At 38.3% G+C, this 20,231-nt stretch carries 11 protein-coding genes and 1 pseudogene; 6 read left to right on the plus strand and 6 right to left on the minus strand.

Features of this window, described 5'->3' with window-relative positions; translation table 11 throughout:
* Positions 1 to 391: 391 nt before the first annotated feature.
* Entirely contained in the window at positions 392 to 1,735 is a 1,344-nt protein-coding gene (locus tag ACJVDK_RS09760; protein WP_443936487.1) for an HlyD family secretion protein, read from the minus strand.
* A gap of 29 nt (positions 1,736 to 1,764) precedes the next feature.
* On the minus strand, positions 1,765 to 4,014 hold the full coding sequence (locus ACJVDK_RS09765; protein ID WP_443936488.1) for a peptidase domain-containing ABC transporter: 2,250 nt from the start codon (positions 4,012 to 4,014) through the stop codon (positions 1,765 to 1,767).
* A 113-nt stretch (positions 4,015 to 4,127) separates the two neighbouring features.
* Here ACJVDK_RS09765 and ACJVDK_RS09770 point away from each other — a divergent pair, with 113 nt between their 5' ends.
* On the plus strand, positions 4,128 to 5,006 hold the full coding sequence (locus tag ACJVDK_RS09770; protein ID WP_443936489.1) for a hypothetical protein: 879 nt from the start codon (positions 4,128 to 4,130) through the stop codon (positions 5,004 to 5,006).
* A 625-nt stretch (positions 5,007 to 5,631) separates the two neighbouring features.
* Positions 5,632 to 6,048: a transposase gene (locus ACJVDK_RS09775; protein WP_443936490.1), complete on the plus strand. Its 417-nt coding sequence runs from the start codon at positions 5,632 to 5,634 to the stop codon at positions 6,046 to 6,048.
* Between the two features lie 412 nt (positions 6,049 to 6,460).
* Here the strand turns inward: ACJVDK_RS09775 and ACJVDK_RS09780 are convergent.
* Positions 6,461 to 6,619: pseudogene (locus ACJVDK_RS09780) on the minus strand (IS256 family transposase); the annotation flags it as partial.
* Between the two features lie 558 nt (positions 6,620 to 7,177).
* On the opposite strand from ACJVDK_RS09780, the gene ACJVDK_RS09785 reads away from it, so the two are divergent.
* Both ACJVDK_RS09785 and ACJVDK_RS09790 read left to right on the plus strand, forming a co-directional pair.
* Positions 7,178 to 9,943, plus strand: coding sequence for a bifunctional aconitate hydratase 2/2-methylisocitrate dehydratase (locus tag ACJVDK_RS09785; RefSeq protein WP_443936491.1), 2,766 nt, complete (start codon positions 7,178 to 7,180; stop codon positions 9,941 to 9,943).
* An 832-nt stretch (positions 9,944 to 10,775) separates the two neighbouring features.
* A complete protein-coding gene (locus tag ACJVDK_RS09790; protein WP_443936492.1) occupies positions 10,776 to 13,055 on the plus strand; it encodes an aconitate hydratase in 2,280 nt (759 codons plus the stop codon).
* 1,704 nt (positions 13,056 to 14,759) lie between these two features.
* Here ACJVDK_RS09790 and ACJVDK_RS09795 read toward each other — a convergent pair.
* Entirely contained in the window at positions 14,760 to 15,176 is a 417-nt protein-coding gene (locus tag ACJVDK_RS09795) for a putative signal transducing protein (RefSeq protein WP_443936493.1), read from the minus strand.
* Between the two features lie 314 nt (positions 15,177 to 15,490).
* Positions 15,491 to 17,392 carry a molecular chaperone DnaK gene (gene dnaK / locus ACJVDK_RS09800; protein WP_443936494.1) on the minus strand — a complete coding sequence of 634 codons (1,902 nt, stop codon included), beginning with the start codon at positions 17,390 to 17,392 and terminating at the stop codon, positions 15,491 to 15,493.
* A gap of 414 nt (positions 17,393 to 17,806) precedes the next feature.
* Here dnaK and ACJVDK_RS09805 point away from each other — a divergent pair, with 414 nt between their 5' ends.
* Entirely contained in the window at positions 17,807 to 18,166 is a 360-nt protein-coding gene (locus ACJVDK_RS09805; protein WP_443936495.1) for a DUF1304 domain-containing protein, read from the plus strand.
* A 7-nt stretch (positions 18,167 to 18,173) separates the two neighbouring features.
* Here the strand turns inward: ACJVDK_RS09805 and ACJVDK_RS09810 are convergent, their stop codons facing one another.
* Positions 18,174 to 19,397: a class I SAM-dependent methyltransferase gene (locus ACJVDK_RS09810; RefSeq protein ID WP_443936496.1), complete on the minus strand. Its 1,224-nt coding sequence runs from the start codon at positions 19,395 to 19,397 to the stop codon at positions 18,174 to 18,176.
* Between the two features lie 136 nt (positions 19,398 to 19,533).
* Here ACJVDK_RS09810 and pepE point away from each other — a divergent pair, with 136 nt between their 5' ends.
* Complete coding sequence (gene pepE, locus ACJVDK_RS09815; RefSeq protein WP_443936497.1) at positions 19,534 to 20,226, plus strand: dipeptidase PepE; 693 nt, start codon at positions 19,534 to 19,536, stop codon at positions 20,224 to 20,226.
* The last annotated feature ends 5 nt before the right edge of the window (positions 20,227 to 20,231 follow it).

Consider the following 20,231-nt stretch of genomic DNA (forward strand, 5'->3'; position numbering starts at 1 on the left):
TGGATCGACAAAGGCTTTTGTTTACTTTTGGCCTTCAAAAGTAAATTGCCCTGCCGGCAAAAGAGGCAGGAAAGGCATGAGGGGTGGCAAACAACCTGTACCATTTATTGAAAACTTCATCCCCCTCATCATTGTACGCAGCAAAGCAATCTCATGATTTTTTTATAGTGGGAGGTGATAACACCTGACTCGGCGGGAAGATTAACATTCAAAAATAATTATAAAATAGCAGCATAAAACTTGGTTTTGTCATAACAATCATTGCGATGCTGGATTTGAGGGAGTTGTGCATCCCGAGCATTGGGGAAGCAATCTTTTTAGAAGAGATTGCTTCCTCGGCTGAAAAAGCCTTCTCGCTAAGACGAGAAAACACTTGGTCGATACTGAACAGTTATTTGTTTAATGCATACTTCAAATTATCAAAGAGTCGTTGAATTAATCGGCGGTCGTTTGTGATAATTTCTGCACTCCCTTTGGCTTCGGCTTTAGCACTTAAAACTGTACCGTAATTCGTTTTAAGTTGCTGTGGAAAATCAACTAAAATTTGATAGGTATCTACATCGCTTTTCTCAGTTTTAGTGGTGTTGGTTGTTAAAGAGATGGAACGAACTCTTCCTGTTACTGAACCATATTCGTTGTATGGGAAATTATCTAACTTCACAATTACTTCTTGGTGTTCTTTAATTTTACCTGCACCTTGTGCCGGAACAATTAATTGACCTAATACTGTTTCTTGTTTAGGTATAATGGTAAAAACCTGCTCGCCACTTTGAACAAATTGATTTTCGGTATAAAATTTTAGAAATTGAACTTTTCCATCAAATGGAGATTCAAAAACATATTTCTGCTTCCACATCTTGATATTATCCGTTAAATCATTAAATGCCGAAATTAGGGCAATTCGGTATTCCTTTTCCTTTTCGGGTTTAGTAACTTCTACTTGCTGCAATTGCGAATACGTTTGTTGACGGCTTTGGTTTGCAGTAGCCAGGGAATTCAAAGCACTTTGATTAGCATCTTTAGCCGAAACATAACTCATTTGCGTTTTATCAAATTCTGCCTCGCTAATTACGCGCTTTAAAAATAGAATCGAATCTCGGCTATAAAATTTGTGCGTTAATTGCAAATTACGAGTAGCCATTTCTACGCGCTGTTTAGCGGCCTCAATAGCCAGTTTTTGTTCATTTAGTATCTCTTTCAAGCTAGCTCCTTGCTTATCATACACATGCCCCTCTTTAAAATTAATGTATGTTTGCAAGGCAGATGTAAAGCCATAATACTTCGCATTCAATTCGCCTAGTGAAAAATTTTTGGGTAATTTTTGCTGTAACTCAACAATCAAATCGCTGTTCGGATTATAGGGTTTTAGTAAACTATCTATATACTTTACATTTATGGGATTGGTACCGTTTTCTAGATAAGCAATTAACTGCCCTCCTTTAACCTCCTCCATCGATTGAGTGTGCATAATTTTCATTTTGCCATAACTACTGGCCACTAATTTTACGGGCGCATTGGCTGTGTTAATAGTAATCTGTCCGGTTACGATGTCTGGATAGCGAACTATCCAACCAAAAAAAATCATTACTATAAAAATAAAGAGTACTATACTACTTACCCCTAAACCAAAGCGTGTGGGCATGCGCTCAATAATGGCTTGTACTTCTTCATTTCGTTCGCTATCGAATGCAATAGCTAATGTTTTGTTAGTTTCTTGTGTCTGTATATTTTCCATAAAAGAGCGTAAAATTCTATTAAAATAGATTAATTAATGACCACCAATGGTTCTTTTTCGACTGTTAATTCCGATTGCGTTTTTACCAATTGATAATAGCGTCCTTTGCGTTCCATTAAAATGTTGTGATTGCCAATTTCTACCACCATTCCATTTTGCATGACCACAATTTGTTCGGCTTTGCGAATGGTCGTTAACCGGTGCGCTACCACAATTACTGTTTTTCCTTTAAAAACAGCATCTAAGGCTTCGGTTATCTTTTGCTCATTAATGGTATCTAATGAATTTGTGGCCTCATCAAAAAACAAATAATCAGGGTTTTTATACAATGCGCGAGCTATTAAAATACGTTGTTTTTGTCCACCACTTAAGCCGCGTCCCTGCTCGCCCATCATGGTTTGGTAACCCAAAGGTAAAGCCTCTATTTCTTGGGCAATATTGGCAGTATGCAGGGCTTTTTTTAAGCGTTCGTAATCAACCTTATCATCATCTAACACAATGTTGTTTAAAATGGTGTCGTTAAAAATTTTTCCATCCTGCATTACAGCACCGCATTTATCACGCCATTGGCGTAAACTGATGTTGTTTATGTTCATATCTCCTATGCGGATATCGCCAAAACTTGGTTTATACAATCGCAGTAGCAGTTTTAGAAGGGTCGATTTTCCACTACCGCTATCGCCCACAATAGCTGTTACCTTACCCTGAGGAATGATTAGACGAACACCTTGCAAAACAGGCTTCCCATTCGGCGTATATTGAAAAGCAACATTATTTACCACTAAACTCTTATTTTCGGGTAGTTCAATGCTGTTTGTTCCTACGTTGTCGTGTTCATCTTCCAATTGATGTATTTCGTTTAAACGCAAAAAACTCAGTTTCGCAAATTGAAAACCAATGATAAATTGAATAAATTGAACCACTGGAGCGTTTAACATCCCGATAATAAATTGGGTGCTAATCATGACTCCAAAAGTAATTTCGCCAGCTATAACCGCCTTTGCGCAATAAAATGTAATGAATAAATTTTTAAGCTGATCAATAAATTGAGCTCCCAAATTTTGGCTATTGGTTACACTCAAAACCCTCAAGTTCACCTTATACAAACGGGCCTGTATGCCCTCCCATTTCCAGCGTTTGTGCTTCTCGTAGTTATTAATTTTAATATCTTGTATGCCTGCTATCGTTTCAACCCAATAACTTTGATTTTTACTTACCAAATCAAAATATTCCCAATCTAGCTTCTTTCTAACTTTCATAAAGGCCATCACCCAGGCAACATACAACACACTTCCGGCTAAAAAAATATAAAATATAATAGGGTTATAGAAAAACATAATCACACCAAATACCACAAATGTTAAGGTAGAAAACACCATATTAAGCGAGTTATTCATAATAAAACTACGAATACGCTCGTGGTCTTGGGCACGTTGCAAAATATCGCCAGCCATTTTATTTTCAAAAAAAGTAATGGGCAAACGCATTAGCTTTATTAGATAATCAGAAATAAGCGCAATGTTGACACGCGAGGTAACGTGTAATAATATCCAATCGCGTACCATGTTGCTGAGCAGCATACTCACAATTATAGCTACATTGGCTAGCAACACAATGTTTATAAAATCAACATCGTGGGTTTGTATACCAACATCTATTACGGCCTTGCTTATAAAGGGTAATAGGCCTTGGAGCACGGTAACCAACAACATAACCACAAAAAGGTTTACAAAACTCTTTTTGTAAGGGCGGAAATAGCCAAAAAAGTTCTCGAACGTTTTACGGCGCTCTATCTTTTCATTACCCTGTCGTTCGTAAAAATCGGCCATGGGCTCTATAGCCATTAAAACCCCTTTCTCCTCCCCTCCCTTTTTAATCCATTTGGCAGCAAACTCATCGGCACTGTATTGAACAAGCCCCTTTGCTGGATCGGAGACATACACCTTGCCTTTAGGCTTTTGGTTTGCCGCATTTTGCTTCGAGCTTTCAGCTTTATAAACCACCACAAAATGGCTATTGTCCCAATGTACAATGGCTGGTAAAGGTATTTTTTCTATCAATTCACTTAGCGAACATTTTAAGGATAAACTCCGCAAACCAATTTCTTCGGCGGCATGGCTCAAATCGGCAAAGGAAACCCCTTCTTTGGTAATGCCGCATTTATCGCGTAGGTATTGCAAACTGTAAAATTTACCATAGTGTTTAGCTATCATTTTAAGACAAGCCGGACCACAATCCATCATATCCAGTTGCCGGTCGTTGGGGAATTTTTTGAGCATTTTGCGTTAATTTTAATTTTTCCAAATTTTGTTTTTTTTTTTGTTTTTCAAAATAATATTTTGACTTTAGCGATAAACAAATTAATCTCTTACCTTAAAATTTTAAATTAACGATGAGAAAAAACGCTCCATTACCTTTTGATCAACTAGCAAAAGAATTTGAACTAATTGATTCTACAGAAACCATAAAAGGTGGTTTATTCGTAACCAATCCTTATAGTAATACATCCGTTTTTCAGGTAGATGAACAATCAGGTACAGTAGTTTTGCTCAGTGCTCCTCCAGGTTTAGTCTGGAATCCTGACCTTCTCGTATTCGATTTCCCTTCGAATGTCGATACCTCCTCATACTTCATCGCTGAAAATGACCCCATTTACAAAACAGAAAACGGGCGCTCATATATTAGCTGGGACAATGGTGCAACTTGGGAAAATTCATTAGATGAAGTAAAAATTACTGCTTCATACAACACTGGAAGCATGGACGATTTCTTTACACAAGCTCTGTCAGGAGGTTATCTTGCATATCTCGAAAATTATTACTATCACTTGTACCAAAACCAGAATGGTGGGGGTTCTTCGGGAGGAGGGGGTGGTGGTAGCACTGGAGGTTCGGGAAGTGGTTCTGGAGGAAATAATGCAACTGGTCAGCTTCAACAAATTAGCTTAAATCCAAACAATACTAATGAAAGTTTTACACAAAATTTAATTTACCAAGCAATTTCTTGGGCTGATGCAACAACAGGACTAGCTTTTAGTGCTTCCGAAGCATCAGCATTATATATGGGCACAACAATGCCTGGATGGTTCTCTGCTGCATCAAATGGAATGGCTTGGATTGGCGTAGTGGATAATGTAGCCCAATTTATTGACGACCCCAATTGGACAGATGCAACTCAAGTAGTTATTGGTTCAGCACTTATCCTCGTTGCGGGGCCAGAAGTAATTTTAATAGGCTCCGCTGGTTTATTTATCTGGGAATTGGTAGAATAATACACATATGCTAAAAATATATTTTTTCTGCTTATACAAATTTATCCAGAAATTGAATAAGTCAAAAATTAACCATGCTCATAGGGCGGCCCTCCTAGTTAGTATTAGTTTGATTGATCTATTTCACATTTTAATGATTCCATTAAACAACTATTATTCCTTACACTTTTATTCAGGCCTACAAGGCAAACTTAACAATGCAATAATTTCATCTCTTGCATTATTCTACGTGTATAATCTTTGTGTAAAGAATGATAAATTAAAACAAATTAAGAATTCTTATGAAGAAGGCCTATATGATACAAAAAGGAATAGATTAATAGCTTTGCTAATTTTTATTATTTTACTTATTTCGCCTTTTCTAATAGCGATTAAAGTGAAAAATATTTCTTTAACAGAAATTCCATTAACTAAATAAGTCGTGTAAGCAAAAATATTGTATCGAACAGTAAACAAAGTACATATATCATATATTGGCTAGTACAAAGAAATAAAATACAAAAGAGTAATTTATTTTCAATGTTCGCCTTTATTGGATATGGAGGATTGTTAGTTGAGAAAAATTCATCACTTTTGCATTTTACAGCAGAACAAGCTACTGCCTTAGCGGACATTAGAGCCAGCCTTGAATCAACATGAAGCACTTGTAGAAAAGCGAGCTAAAACAGCTACGACAGATAGGAGGTATCGAGGGAAGAGCCGGGTTGGAGAAACAATCAATCGAACACCCAAACCATTTAACGATAAAAAGCTAAGCAAATACCAACAAAAAAAGGAACGGAAGTCGTTTAAAAGAAGAACTGGAATTGAACCAACCATTGGTCACGTAAAAACCGACCATAGATTAGGGAGGAATTTTTATAAAGGAATATTCGGAGACAACATCAATATTATGTTGGCTGCAGCAGCTTTCAATTTTAAAAGGATGATGAACAAATGGAAATCAGTTCTATTTGGCTTTTTTCGACAATGGTTTTTATTCTTTCAAATCTGCATGAAACTGAAGTGCAATTCAAATATAATTCAGATAAGCACTTTTTAAGGAACGACTAATTATCTTAGTTTTAGCGTAAACTCAAAAAAAATATGAAAACAAAAGCTAAATTAGGGTTGAGCTACAAGTAAAAGAATTTGTAAATAAGATTTTATTTTATCAAGACTAAATGAATAAATCAATGAAGTATGCTTTTCAAGTTATGGGCTTTTTAATAAGCTTTGGCTATTTGTTGTTAATATATAATAACCCACTAAATAAAGACATCAGAACTCCACTTCTCTGTAGTTTAGGTTTAATCTTTTCTGGTATTTTTTTTATTCGTAAAGACAAAATACGAAGCATATGTGTGATCGTAATAATGTTATTTCTTATCATCCATTACTTCTACTTTGCAGGGCCTACATATTGATTAAAGGGAGTGTTTCCTGAACTGTGTCATTATCTAAATTAATGCTTCTCAGAAGCTGTTATTTTCTTTAAGAATTCTGTCACCAAATTTAATATATAACTGCGACATTGCCAATCCCCAATTATGGACTGGTATTGTCCATTTTCTGCTAATGTTTTTAATGACCAAATACATGAGTTTCAGCAGCGCCTGTTCAGAAGAAAACGCTTTCTATCGAAAAAAGGAATGAATTGGATTTTACTACATTGCATAACAATTTCCATGTCAGATGTGCTTACTTCAAACCCTCAAGACCACTGTTTCCAAATCAAAAAATTAAACAATAAGCCAATTAGAAAGGGCTTTTTTACTTTTTGAGAGTTTTATAGCAGAAGCTTTGCTTTTCTAGCCCCGATTGGACGAAAAGCCCGCAGCGTAGCGAGGACTTGAAGGGAAAGCGGGATGATTGAAACCGAATGGCACATTTTCTGCGCTGCAAAAAAAGGCGTTATCGAATATAAACCAAACACGGACATTGCTGTTTTGATTGACAAGCATTTAAGCGTTGCCCACCACATGATTTCCAATAATTTAGAACAATTCCAAATTAGCTAATCGCTTGAGTAAATTCTATTTAAAACTTGTTTTTTGTTATTTTTGTTTTGGTTAAAAAATGTAGTTTTATAGCCATTAAACACAGATTAATTTCGAAAACAATAATTTTTTGTAAAAAGTGCGTTGACAGACGGTTACGTGACCTTTTAATCAAAAAATAATCAACCCAAGATGAGTATTTATAACGATTATATCCAGGAAATTGAAGAAAGAAAAAGTCAAAATCTTCATCCTAAACCGATTGATGGAGCTGAATTATTAAGCGAAATCATTGAACAAATCAAAAGTGTAAACAATATCAACAGAGAAGAAGCTGTTAATTTCTTCATATACAACACCTTACCCGGAACAACGAGTGCTGCCGGCGTAAAAGCGCAATTCTTAAAAGAAATTATTTTAGGTGAAGCTGTTGTAGCTGAAATTGCATCGGATTTCGCCTTTGAGTTATTGTCGCACATGAAAGGCGGTCCTTCTATAAAAGTTTTATTAGACATTGCTTTAGCCGATAATGGCGATAAAGCTAAAAAAGCAGCCGAAGTGCTTAAAACGCAAGTTTTCTTATACGACGTAGATACCGACCGTTTGAAAGAAGCGTACAACAATGGAAATGAAATTGCAAAAGATATACTGGAAAGCTATGCTAAAGCAGAATTCTTTACCAAATTACCAGCCGTTGAAGAAGAAATTAAAGTAGTCACTTTTATTGCCGGTATTGGCGATATTTCGACCGATTTATTATCACCCGGTAACCAAGCACACTCGCGTTCGGACCGTGAATTGCACGGTAAATGCATGATTACCCCTGAAGCGCAAGAACAAATCAAAGCTTTACAAGCGCAACATCCTGATAAAAGTGTGATGTTGGTAGCGGAGAAAGGCACCATGGGCGTAGGTTCTTCTCGTATGTCGGGCGTAAACAACGTAGCCCTTTGGACTGGTAAGCAGGCATCTCCATATGTTCCTTTTGTAAACATCGCCCCTATTGTAGGGGGTACAAACGGCATCTCTCCTATTTTCTTAACCACGGTTGACGTTACCGGCGGTATTGGTATCGACCTTAAAAATTGGGTAAAGAAAACCGACGAAAATGGAAACGTATTACGAAACGAACAAGATGAACCAATTTTAGAGCAGGTATATTCGATAGAAACAGGAACCGTTTTAACCATCAATACCAAAACAAAAAAATTATACAACGGCGAACAAGAACTGATTGATATTTCGAAAGCCTTAACGCCGCAAAAAATGGAATTTATGAAAGCAGGTGGCTCATACGCCATCGTTTTCGGTAAAAAAATCCAAACGTTTGCCGCTAAAACCTTAGGAATTGAAGCGCCAACAGTATTTGCCCCTGCCAAAGAGGTATCGATCGAGGGACAAGGTTTAACGGCTGTAGAAAAAATATTCAATAGAAATGCAGTAGGAGTAACACAAGGAAAGGTATTGCATGCGGGTTCTGATGTTCGTGTAGAAGTGAACATTGTAGGTTCGCAAGACACCACTGGTTTAATGACCGCCCAAGAACTAGAGGCCATGGCCGCTACGGTTATTTCGCCAATTGTGGATGGTGCTTATCAATCGGGTTGCCATACCGCATCGGTTTGGGATAAAAAAGCACAAGCCAACATTCCTAAATTGATGAAATTTATGAATGAATTTGGTGTAATTACTGCCCGCGATCCGAAAGGCGTATATCACTCCATGACCGATGTAATTCACAAAGTATTAAACGACATTACGATTGACGAATGGGCCATCATCATCGGAGGTGACTCGCACACGCGTATGTCGAAAGGGGTTGCTTTTGGTGCCGATTCAGGAACCGTAGCCTTAGCGCTTGCAACGGGAGAAGCATCAATGCCTATTCCGGAGTCGGTAAAAGTAACCTTCAAAGGCGAAATGAAGGCACACATGGATTTCCGTGATGTGGTACATGCTACGCAATTGCAAATGCTGCAACAATTTGATGGCGAAAACGTTTTCCAAGGCCGTATCATCGAAGTACACATTGGTACCTTATTAGCCGATCAAGCCTTTACCTTTACCGATTGGACTGCAGAGATGAAAGCAAAAGCATCTATCTGCATTTCGCAAGACGATACCTTAATCCAATCGTTGGAAATTGCGAAAAGCCGTATCCAAATCATGATTGATAAGGGAATGGATAACCATAACCAAGTGCTTCAAGGATTGATTAACAAAGCAAATAAACGTATTGAAGAAATTAAAACGGGTATTAAACCTGCTTTAATGCCTGATGATAACGCGAAGTATTATGCAGAGGTGGTAATTGATTTGGATCTGATTGAAGAGCCAATGATTGCCGATCCGGATGTAAACAATGCCGATGTATCGAAACGCTATACGCACGATACCATCCGCGATTTAACTTACTATGGTGGCGATAAAAAAGTGGATCTTGGTTTCGTAGGTTCTTGCATGGTTCACAAAGACGATTTAAAAATCGTTTCGCAAATGCTTAAAAATGTTGAGAAAGCAAACGGCTCTGTATCATTCAAAGCTCCTCTTGTAGTTGCTGCTCCTACTTACAACATCATCGATGAGTTAAAAGCAGAAGGCGATTGGGAATACTTACAAAAATATTCAGGTTTTGAATTTAGTGATGCATTGCCAAAAAGCGCTGCACGTACTGAATACGAAAACATTATGTACCTAGAACGCCCAGGTTGTAACTTATGCATGGGTAATCAAGAAAAAGCAGCCAAAGGCGATACCGTTATGGCTACCTCTACTCGTTTATTCCAAGGCCGTGTAGTAGAAGATAAAGAAGGCAAAAAAGGTGAATCTTTATTGGCTTCAACACCTGTGGTAGTTCTTTCGGCTATTTTAGGTCGTATTCCAAACATCGATGAATACAAATCGGCAGTAGAGGGTATTAATTTAACTAAGTTTACCCCTATTTCTATAAAACACTAAACACAGCATTTAAACATACTTTGTTTAAAGAGAAAAGCTATCCTAATTTATTTAGGGTAGCTTTTTTGTTTTTACATAGAGCGAATAGAGATTTGTGTTCTTTAATAGCTTATAAAATTCTAAAAATTGCTGTCATCCTCAAGCGCAGCGAAGGATCTCAGAGATGAATACTGCTTACAGATGATTGATTATAAAATTACAGGAAGAATTGTTCTTAATCACCACCCTAAAGGAATTTCTTATAAGAGATTTCTCCTTCCCCGAAATGACAATAATACTGTATAAGTTCCTTTTTTTTAACGATATGCGGGTACAACAAACGTTCAAAACAGCATTCAGTAACCGAAGAACCTCCGTCAATCCCGAATGTTCGGGATGTACCCCGAATGCTCGGGATGTACCCCAAGCAGCGGAAAAAACAAAACAGGTGCACAAACATTCAAATTTGTACTACCGAGCATTGTGCTATTCAGTTTTGTGGGAGAAATTTAATACTGGTTACAAAGTCAATCAACCACAAAACCAGCGAGACTGTTTTTGTTTTGAGCATTGGGCTCGCGCGCAAAGCTGCCTAGCCGGATTGACAAAAGCTTTTGTTAATTTGGCCCTCAAAAGTAAATTGCCCTGCCAGCTAGAGGCAAGCAAAGCAAAAAGCGAGGAAATTAAATTATTGAACTTCACTAATCTTACAAAAAATTGATTTTCCAAGCCTTTCTAATGTCTAAACTAGCATTAAATAAAATATTATGACAAATTTCAAAAACAACTCTGTCAAAAATTGTTTAATTTAGATAGTATAGTTATTGACAACATTCTTTTAACAAAACATAGTATGGCCTTTGATATAGACATGATTAAAAAGGTTTATGCCAACTTTGGTAGTCGCGTTGATGCGGCTCGTGCAATTGTTGGTAGACCACTAACCCTATCCGAAAAAATATTATACGCCCATCTTTGGGATGGAGACCCTAAAACGGCTTTCGTAAGAGGAAGCGATTACGTCGATTTTGCTCCTGATCGTGTAGCCATGCAGGATGCTACTGCACAAATGGCTCTTCTACAATTTATGCAGGCAGGCCGCCCGAAAGTAGCCGTTCCTTCAACAGTTCATTGTGATCACTTGATTATGGCAAAAGAAGGCGCTGCTATTGATTTACCACATGCTAAAACGGAAAGTGCAGAAGTATTCGACTTCCTTTCTTCGGTATCGAACAAATATGGTATTGGTTTCTGGAAACCCGGAGCGGGTATTATTCATCAGGTTGTATTGGAAAATTATGCTTTCCCAGGTGGGATGATGATTGGTACCGACTCACACACCGTTAATGCAGGTGGTTTAGGGATGGTAGCCATCGGTGTGGGTGGAGCCGATGCATGTGATGTAATGGCAGGCTTGCCTTGGGAGCTTAAATTTCCGAAATTAATTGGCGTAAAACTAACCGGTAAATTAAACGGCTGGACAGCTGCCAAGGATGTAATTTTAAAAGTAGCAGGTATTTTAACCGTTAAAGGTGGTACAGGCGCTATTGTTGAATATTTTGGCGACGGTGCCACAGGAATGAGTTGTACCGGAAAAGGAACTATTTGCAACATGGGCGCAGAAATTGGCGCCACTACTTCTACGTTTGGATACGATGAAAGCATGGAGCGCTATTTACGTGCAACCAACAGAAATGATGTTGCCGATGAAGCCAATAAAATTAAAGAACATTTAACCGGTGATGCGGAAGTATATGCAAACCCTGAACACTATTTCGATCAAGTTATCGAAATTAATTTAGATACCTTAGAGCCGTACTTAAATGGCCCTTTTACTCCGGATTTAGCTACACCGGTCTCTCAAATGAAAACCGAAGCCGAGAAAAACGGATGGCCTTTAAAAGTAGAATGGGGATTAATTGGTTCATGTACCAATTCTTCTTACGAAGATTTATCTAGAGCTGCCTCCATAGCCAATCAAGCCATTGCGAAAGGTTTAACCACCAAAGCTGAATTTGGTATTAACCCCGGTTCCGAGCAGGTTCGTTATACAGCAGAAAGAGATGGATTCTTAAAAACTTTTACGGATTTAGATGCCACCATCTTTACCAATGCATGTGGTCCATGTATTGGTATGTGGGATCGTACAGGTGCCGAAAAAGCAGAGAAAAACACCATTGTACATTCATTTAATAGAAACTTTGCTAAACGTGCCGATGGAAATCCAAATACCTTTGCATTTGTTGCCTCACCAGAAATGGTTGCGGCTATAGCAATTTCAGGTAACTTAGGTTTTAATCCCCTTACAGATACCCTAACCAACGATAAAGGGGAACAAGTGAAGTTAGATCCTCCTGTGGGTGATGAATTACCTACAAAAGGCTTCGCGGTGGAAGATGCCGGCTATCAAGCACCTGCAGAAGATGGTTCTCAAGTAGAAGTTTTGGTTTCGCCTACATCGCATCGCTTGCAATTATTAGATCCTTTTGCTGCCTGGGAAGGAACCGATTTAAAAGGGCTTAAACTATTAATCAAAGCAAAAGGAAAATGTACCACCGACCATATTTCAATGGCCGGACCTTGGTTAAAATTCCGTGGTCACTTGGACAACATTTCTAACAACATGCTCATTGGGGCCGTTAACTATTTCAATGAGAAAACTGATTTTGTAAAAAATGAACTAACGGGCGAATATGGCCCTGTGCCAGCTACTCAGCGTGCGTATAAAGCAGCCGGATTCGGCTCTATCGTTATTGGTGATGAAAATTATGGGGAAGGCTCATCGCGTGAGCATGCCGCCATGGAGCCACGTCATTTAGGTGTTCGTGCGGTGTTAGTAAAATCATTTGCCCGCATTCATGAAACCAATCTTAAAAAACAAGGGATGCTCGGCTTAACTTTTGCCAATAAAGATGATTACGATAAAATTTTAGAAGACGATACCGTGGATATTTTAGGCCTAACAGAATTTGCGCCAAATAAACCACTAACGTTGGTATTACACCATGCAGATGGAACAACCGAGCAATTTCCTGTTAACCATAGCTACAACGAACAACAAATTGATTGGTTTAAAGCCGGTGGTGCTTTAAATATCATCAGAAAAGAAGCAGCTGCAAAAGCTGGTCTTTAAGAGCAAAGATAAAGGAGCAAAGAATAAAGATTAAGCACTTTAGGCATTTCGTCTTTGTTCCTTGTTCCCTTATCATAAAAAAAACCTCTTGTTTTGAGTAAAGTCAGAACAAGAGGTTTTTTATTATGAACATGTTGCACTATTTCATCCTTTTTCTTTTTACCACAGAGCCTACGGAGTATTTTCACAGAGGGCATAGAGTTAGGAAATACGAGATACCTAAGAATTTAATAACATATTGCAAATTCAATAGTCCTCTATCATCCTGACGAAGGAAGGATCTCAATGATGAATGCTGGTTACAGATAATTGATTATAAATTGGATGAGGGATTGTTCTTAACACATTCCTAAAAGAACGCATCATTAGAGATTTCTCCTTCGTCGAAATGACAATAATCGTGTATAAGTTGCTTTTTTTTTAAACCACATACTAGGAAAAATAACGTTCAAATCTGCTGACAGTAACCGAAAAACGACCGTCAATCCCAAGCAGCGGGAGAAAACAAAAAACGGTTGCAGGAACATTCGAATTAGCAGTGTCGAGCCTTGTTCAATTTAGTTTTGTGGGTTAAGGTAGCTGCTTGTTACATTAAATACATTGCCATAAAACCTAGCGAGGCCGTTTTTGTTTTGAGAACTGGGCTTGCGCGCCCCAAGCTGCCTAGCCGGATTGACAAAGGCTTTTGGTTCCTTTTGGCCGTCAAAAGGAACTCGCCCTGCCGGCAAGAGGCAAGCAAGGGAAAGAGGGGGTAATCTCCATATCATTTACTGAAAATTTCATAAACATCCCTCGTCATTGCGCGCTTAGTAAGCAATCTCTTAAAGAAAAATCAATTATCGCCTCATTGCCGGCGGGGCAACTTCTTTTACCTTGATGTAAAAGAAGCAAAACATCAAGGCTTGGATCTGTTGTTGAATAAAGCTAGCAGAAGCTCTATGGCGATAATTTGAGGCCTTGGCTTCGCACAGTTCCTTCCGCTCGGCTGCAAATTCTTCTTGGAAGTGCTAATTGAACGTTTGTGCAAAGCTTCTCACTGCTTTCTTCGTCCAACACCTCCTATGCCGCTCCTAGCATGGGGGCTAACCGAGCAGCGATCTTGAAAGTCTATAGGATTGACAACAATAGTGTTTAAGTAATATTTCTTGGGCGATATGCTTGTAAAACAACCGTTCAAAATAGTAGTTAGTAACCGAAGAACGCCCGTCAATCCCCAGCAGCGGGAGAAAACAAAAACGGGTGCAGAACCATTCGAACACCCACAACAGAGCATTGTTCTATTCAGTTTTGTGGCTCAAAAAAAATTGGATTACAAAACCAATCCCCCACAAAACCAGCGATGTTGTTTTTGTTTTGAGTATAGGCCTTGTGCCCAAAGCTGCCTAGCCGGATTGACAAAGGCTTTTGGTTCCTTTTGGCCGTCAAAAGGAACTCGCCCTGCCGGCGAAAGAGGCAAGCAAGGGAAAAGTCAGAAAGTCGGAGGTCCGAAAGTCCGGAGTGAAGAATTTCCAAAACGAATGCAGGTTACAGACTTAAAAGAATTCATTAGAAGAGATCCTTCCTCCGTCAGGATGACAGCAAAATTTATAAATTGATTTTTTTGAGCGATATGCTAGTAAAACAAACGTTCAAAACAGCAGTCAGAAACCGAAGTAAGCTGTCGGCGCCGAATCCTCAAGATAAATCACAAGTAAAGGGAGCACATTATTCAAATTCATGCCCGCAATTGTAGCAGTGATAACACTTATTCGCTAAAATTGGGTGACTCACCGTTAAGAAAGAAAGTAACGTAACCCACCAACTATATTTTCGTTTGGTAGCCAATCCAAAACTTACGTTATGTGAACCACATTTTGGGCAAACCGTATCCGTATTTAAATGCTGCTCGTCTTCAATTGACAAAGAACTATCTTCAGCAAGTAATTCATTTATTTTTTCCTGGTCGCGCTCAAAAATAATTAATCTTACCCCTCCAATTGCTTGGTTATACAAGGGATTTAAGGTAGCCAGATTTTCATCAGCTAAGAAACAAGCAAAACCAGCAGCTTCTATTCTAGTCTTTATAATATTGGCTTCAATTGGATTATAATACGTACTATGTACTGTTGTTCTCTCATTCATTCACAAACATAATCATCAAAACGTAATTCCAAAGCACCTCCTAAAAAAATGCGCTTAAAAGCTCCAACCTTTGTTATTTAAACCCGACAGTAACGAAAATCCTTTTTTGTTGCTACAACCTTTAATTGCCTGCCAATGCTGCACAAAAAAGATTGTAGTGAATGGCGGGGCTGCTGTTACCGAAAGGCTTAGAACCCTTGGTTTTCATAAAATAAGAAATTCTCCTATTTTGCTGATAGCAGAAAAACGCTGGAAATAAAAAAGCGTTTCTGAAATAAATCAGAAACGCCTTTCTTCGTATTATAAAAAGAATCTTACTTCTCTTCTTTTACTTCTTCGAAGTCAACATCTGTAACGCTATCGCCACCATCTTGTGCTTGTGCACCTGGTTGTGGTTCGCCACCTTGAGGTTGACCGCCATCTTTGTACATTTCTTCAGAAGCAGCATTCCAAGCATTTTGCAATTCAGCTTGAGCAGCATCGATATCTGCGAAATTACGTGCAGCGTGAGCAGCTTTCAACTTCTCTAAACCAGCTTCGATAGGTGCTTTTTTGTCAGCAGATAACTTCTCGCCAAACTCTTTTAATTGTTTCTCTGTTGAGAAGATTAAAGCATCGGCTCCGTTAATTTTATCTACTTCTTCTTTCGCTTTTGCATCTGCTTCAGCGTTAGCTTCAGCTTCCTGTTTCATTTTTTGAATCTCAGCATCTGTTAAACCAGATGAAGCTTCGATACGGATTTTTTGCTCTTTACCAGTAGCTTTATCTTTTGCACTTACGTGTAAAATACCATTTGCATCAATATCAAAAGCAACTTCTACTTGAGGAACGCCACGAGGTGCTGGTGGAATACCATCTAAAATGAAACGACCAATTGTACGGTTTTGCGCTGCCATTGGACGCTCGCCTTGTAAAATGTGAATCTCTACTGAAGGCTGGTTATCAGCCGCAGTTGAGAAAGTTTCCGATTTTTTAGTTGGAATGGTTGTGTTCGACTCAATTAATTTAGTCATTACGCCACCCATTGTTTCGATACCTAACGATAAAGGAGTAACGTCTAATAATAATACGTCTTTCACATCTCCAGTTAACACACCACCTTGAATAGCAGCACCAATAGCTACCACCTCATCAGGGTTTACACCTTTACTTGGCTCTTTACCAAAGAATGCTTTTACTGCATCTTGAATAGCAGGGATACGAGTAGAACCACCTACTAAGATAATCTCATCGATATCACTTGTGCTTAAACCAGCATTTTTCAAGGCCGATCTACAAGGCTCAATTGTACGTTTAATTAAGCTATCAGCCAACTGCTCAAATTTAGCACGTGATAATGTACGCACTAAGTGCTTAGGGCCACTTGCATCAGCTGTAATGTATGGTAAGTTAATCTCAGTTGAAGTAGTGCTTGATAGCTCAATTTTCGCTTTTTCAGCAGCTTCTTTTAAACGTTGTAAAGCCATTGGATCTTTTGATAAATCCATGCTGTTTTCAGCTTTAAATTCAGCGTTTAACCAATCGATAATTACGTGGTCAAAGTCATCACCACCTAAGTGTGTATCACCGTCAGTAGATTTTACTTCAAAAACACCGTCACCTAATTCCAATACAGAAACGTCATGTGTACCACCACCACAGTCGAACACAACAATTTTCATGTCTTTGTGTGCTTTATCTAAACCATAAGCTAAAGCAGCAGCAGTAGGCTCGTTAATGATACGTTTAACTGATAAACCAGCAATCTCACCAGCTTCTTTCGTTGCTTGACGTTGTGCATCATTAAAGTAAGCAGGTACAGTAATTACGGCTTCTGTAACTTCCTGACCTAAGAAATCTTCAGCAGTTTTTTTCATTTTTTGTAAAATCATGGCAGAAATCTCTTGTGGAGTGTATTTTCTGTCATCAATTTCAACACGTGGAGTATTGTTATCTCCTTTAACTACTTTATAAGGTACACGTCCAGCTTCTTTCGCACTTTCGTCAAAGCTGTTACCCATAAAGCGTTTTACTGAATATATTGTTTTTGTTGGGTTGGTTATAGCCTGACGTTTAGCAGGCTCGCCAACTTTACGCTCACCATTTTCTGCAAAAGCAACAATAGACGGCGTAGTACGTTTTCCCTCAGCATTTGCAATAACTACAGGCTCATTGCCTTCCATTACAGCTACGCATGAATTGGTTGTTCCTAAGTCTATTCCAATAATTTTTCCCATTGTATTTTATTTATATTTTCTTCTATTAAAGTTTACTATAATTTCTCAATCTATAAACAATGCTTATGCCAAATGGTTTTTGGCAGAAAATTAACACCAAACACTGATAAAATGGTAAAAAAGCAGTCGAATAAGACTGACAGGCTGACAGAATGAACGTAAAAACTCAAGTTAAACGCTGCTTAACCGCCCTTTATTTTTTGAAAACGATTGTCAGTTCCCCTGTTGATAAACCCGCCCCGCTGTCTGCTTTACTCCGTTGCACTCCGTGTTCGCTACCATCGGGTTTAGTTAACAAAAAACTGTGCAATAAACTAACACCATTGGTTGAAACCAATGGAAATATCAAAATGGCCGCTATGATTTATTCCAAAATTCCCATACCTTTAATAACAACATAAAATTCAAATCTGCATGCATTTAGCTTCACAAATTGTTATTGGCTTAGTAGCCGCTATTCATCTTTACATACTTTGGTTAGAAATGTTCGCCTGGACAACCAAGGCTCCTAAAGTTTTTAAAACCATACCGAAAGAGCTTTTTGCTCCTACCAAAACTTTGGCCGCAAACCAAGGTTTGTACAATGGCTTTTTAGCGGCAGGTTTAATTTGGTCGCTCTGCATTGCCAACCAGCAATGGAGCTTTTATATTGCTGTTTTCTTTTTAACCTGTGTAGTTATTGCCGGAATTTATGGCGCTGCAACAGCTAGCAAAAGGATTTTGTATGTACAATCTATGCCCGCATTAATTGGAATTATTTTCTTGCATCTTTAAAAAAACACTAAAAATTGAGCAAGCGCTCTAAATGATGGTAGCCAATGCCAAAATAGGCCTTGCTATCCTTTATTTTCTGTAGAATCTCTTTCTGCCTTTCGCTTTCAGCACTCAATTTAGTAATTCCAACCTTTTGACTTTTCACTTTTGACTTTTCACTTTTTATTCCCACTACCAACACATTTTTAGGCGTATGCGCATCTGAAATAAACTCGAACACTTTCGTTTTATAACCAAAATACTCTAAAATCAAGGCACGAATTCCATCCGTCACCATCTCTGCTTGACGCTCCAAAAAGATTCCGTATTTAGTTAAAAAGGAAACATCATTTTTAACTTTGTTGAGTTCAATTTCTCTTCTAATTTGCTTGTGGCAACAAGGAGCCACCACAATTAATTCGGCATTGGCTTTAATTCCTTTAAAAATGGCATCATCTGTCGCTGTATCGCAAGCATGAAGTGCAATTAACAAGTTTACATCTTCCGCGTTGTACCCTTCAATGGTTCCTTGAGCGAAATTCAACTTATCAAAAGATGATTTTTTAGCCACGTCATTACACAAATCAACCATATCCTGGCGGTATTCAACACCCGTAACCTCGGTATCCAAACCTAAAACCGAATGCAAATAATCGTACAAAGCAAAAGTCAAATAACCCTTTCCAGAGCCCATATCAGCCACTTTTTTAAGCGTACCTTCGGGCAATTCTTTAATCAACGAACTTAAAATCTCGATGTAATGATTAATCTGACGGAATTTATCTTGCGCATTTTTAAAAACTTTTCCATCCGCATCGGTAATTTTCAGTTGAGTTAAATACGCTTTTGCATCCGCCTTAATCAAACGCACTTTTTCTTTATCGTGACTCACTGTAGGAACTTCCTTTTTTACGGCCTCAACTGTCCTAAGTACAATTTTACCGGCATTCAATTGTTCTAAAATCACATCCTTTTCCGTAGTAAAAAGCGTTGCTATTTTAAAACCTGTATTCCAGTACTTCACAAGCAAATCAATACCTTCTGCTATAGCATAATTCTTTACAATGTCTCGCGTTTTGTAGCGATAGGTGAAAGCCAATTTATCTTCTCGCTTAATTACAACCTTGCGAATTAAAAGCTGTTTTAAACCCTCTTCTTCGCCTTTGTAATTTCCCATAGAAATTTTCACAAAAGTTTCGCTCTGTAAGCTGCTTTTAAGTAATGAAATAAAATGATTGAGTTGATCTGACATTTTTTGGAATTTGTAGCACAAAGATACGTAAAGTTTAAAGAGCACTATTCAATGGGCATGCATGAATTCATACAATGGCAGAATTCTACGGGAATTTCTTAGCAACCTACAGGTATCAGTCTGTATATTTGAAACCATGAATGTATTATTAGCATCAACATCCACTTTATATGGCGAGCAGTACTTGGCTTACCTAAAATCAGAAATTATCACTTTATTTAAAGGAGTTACAGAAATCATCTTTATTCCTTTTGCCCGTCCGGGCGGAATTTCTCACGAGGATTATACGCGTAAAGCAGCTGATTTTTTCAGAGAAATAGGAATCAATGTGAAGGGACTTCACGAATTTGAGGACAAACAAGAAGCTATTAAAAACGCTTCGGGATTTTTTACTGGGGGAGGAAACACTTTTTTATTGGTAAAAACCTTGCATGAGTTAGGCTTAATGTATCCCTTAAAAGAACGCATCGAACAAGGAATTCCCTATTTAGGATGCAGTGCCGGAAGCAATATTGGCGGCATGAACATGAAAACTACGAACGACATGCCGATTGTATATCCCGCTAGTTTCGATTGCATGGAACTGGTGCCCTTTAATCTCAATCCGCATTATTTAGATCCCCAACCCGATTTACACCACAATGGTGAAACCAGAGAAACCAGAATTTTAGAATTCCTTTCTCAGAACTCTGTTAAAGTTGTTGGACTAAGAGAAGGAAACTGGATACGAAAGATTGGCAATAAAATAACCGTTGAAGGAAGTAAATCAACACGCATATTTGAACAAGGAAAAACACCTTATGAAATTCAACCTGGTACAATTTTATAATCACC

It is taken from the genome of Pedobacter paludisoli (genome assembly GCF_052344095.1).
Taxonomy (GTDB): domain Bacteria; phylum Bacteroidota; class Bacteroidia; order Sphingobacteriales; family Sphingobacteriaceae; genus Pedobacter.

Bases quoted from the DNA above. Each gene is read 5' to 3' on its own strand.
- ACJVDK_RS09760 (WP_443936487.1), bottom strand. From the start codon at position 1,735: ATGGAAAATATACAGACACAAGAAACTAACAAAACATTAGCTATTGCA.
- ACJVDK_RS09765 (WP_443936488.1), bottom strand. From the start codon at position 4,014: ATGCTCAAAAAATTCCCCAACGACCGGCAACTGGATATGATGGATTGT.
- ACJVDK_RS09770 (WP_443936489.1), top strand. From the start codon at position 4,128: ATGAGAAAAAACGCTCCATTACCTTTTGATCAACTAGCAAAAGAATTT.
- ACJVDK_RS09785 (WP_443936491.1), top strand. From the start codon at position 7,178: ATGAGTATTTATAACGATTATATCCAGGAAATTGAAGAAAGAAAAAGT.
- ACJVDK_RS09790 (WP_443936492.1), top strand. From the start codon at position 10,776: ATGGCCTTTGATATAGACATGATTAAAAAGGTTTATGCCAACTTTGGT.
- ACJVDK_RS09795 (WP_443936493.1), bottom strand. From the start codon at position 15,176: ATGAATGAGAGAACAACAGTACATAGTACGTATTATAATCCAATTGAA.
- dnaK (WP_443936494.1), bottom strand. From the start codon at position 17,392: ATGGGAAAAATTATTGGAATAGACTTAGGAACAACCAATTCATGCGTA.
- ACJVDK_RS09805 (WP_443936495.1), top strand. From the start codon at position 17,807: ATGCATTTAGCTTCACAAATTGTTATTGGCTTAGTAGCCGCTATTCAT.
- ACJVDK_RS09810 (WP_443936496.1), bottom strand. From the start codon at position 19,397: ATGTCAGATCAACTCAATCATTTTATTTCATTACTTAAAAGCAGCTTA.
- pepE (WP_443936497.1), top strand. From the start codon at position 19,534: ATGAATGTATTATTAGCATCAACATCCACTTTATATGGCGAGCAGTAC.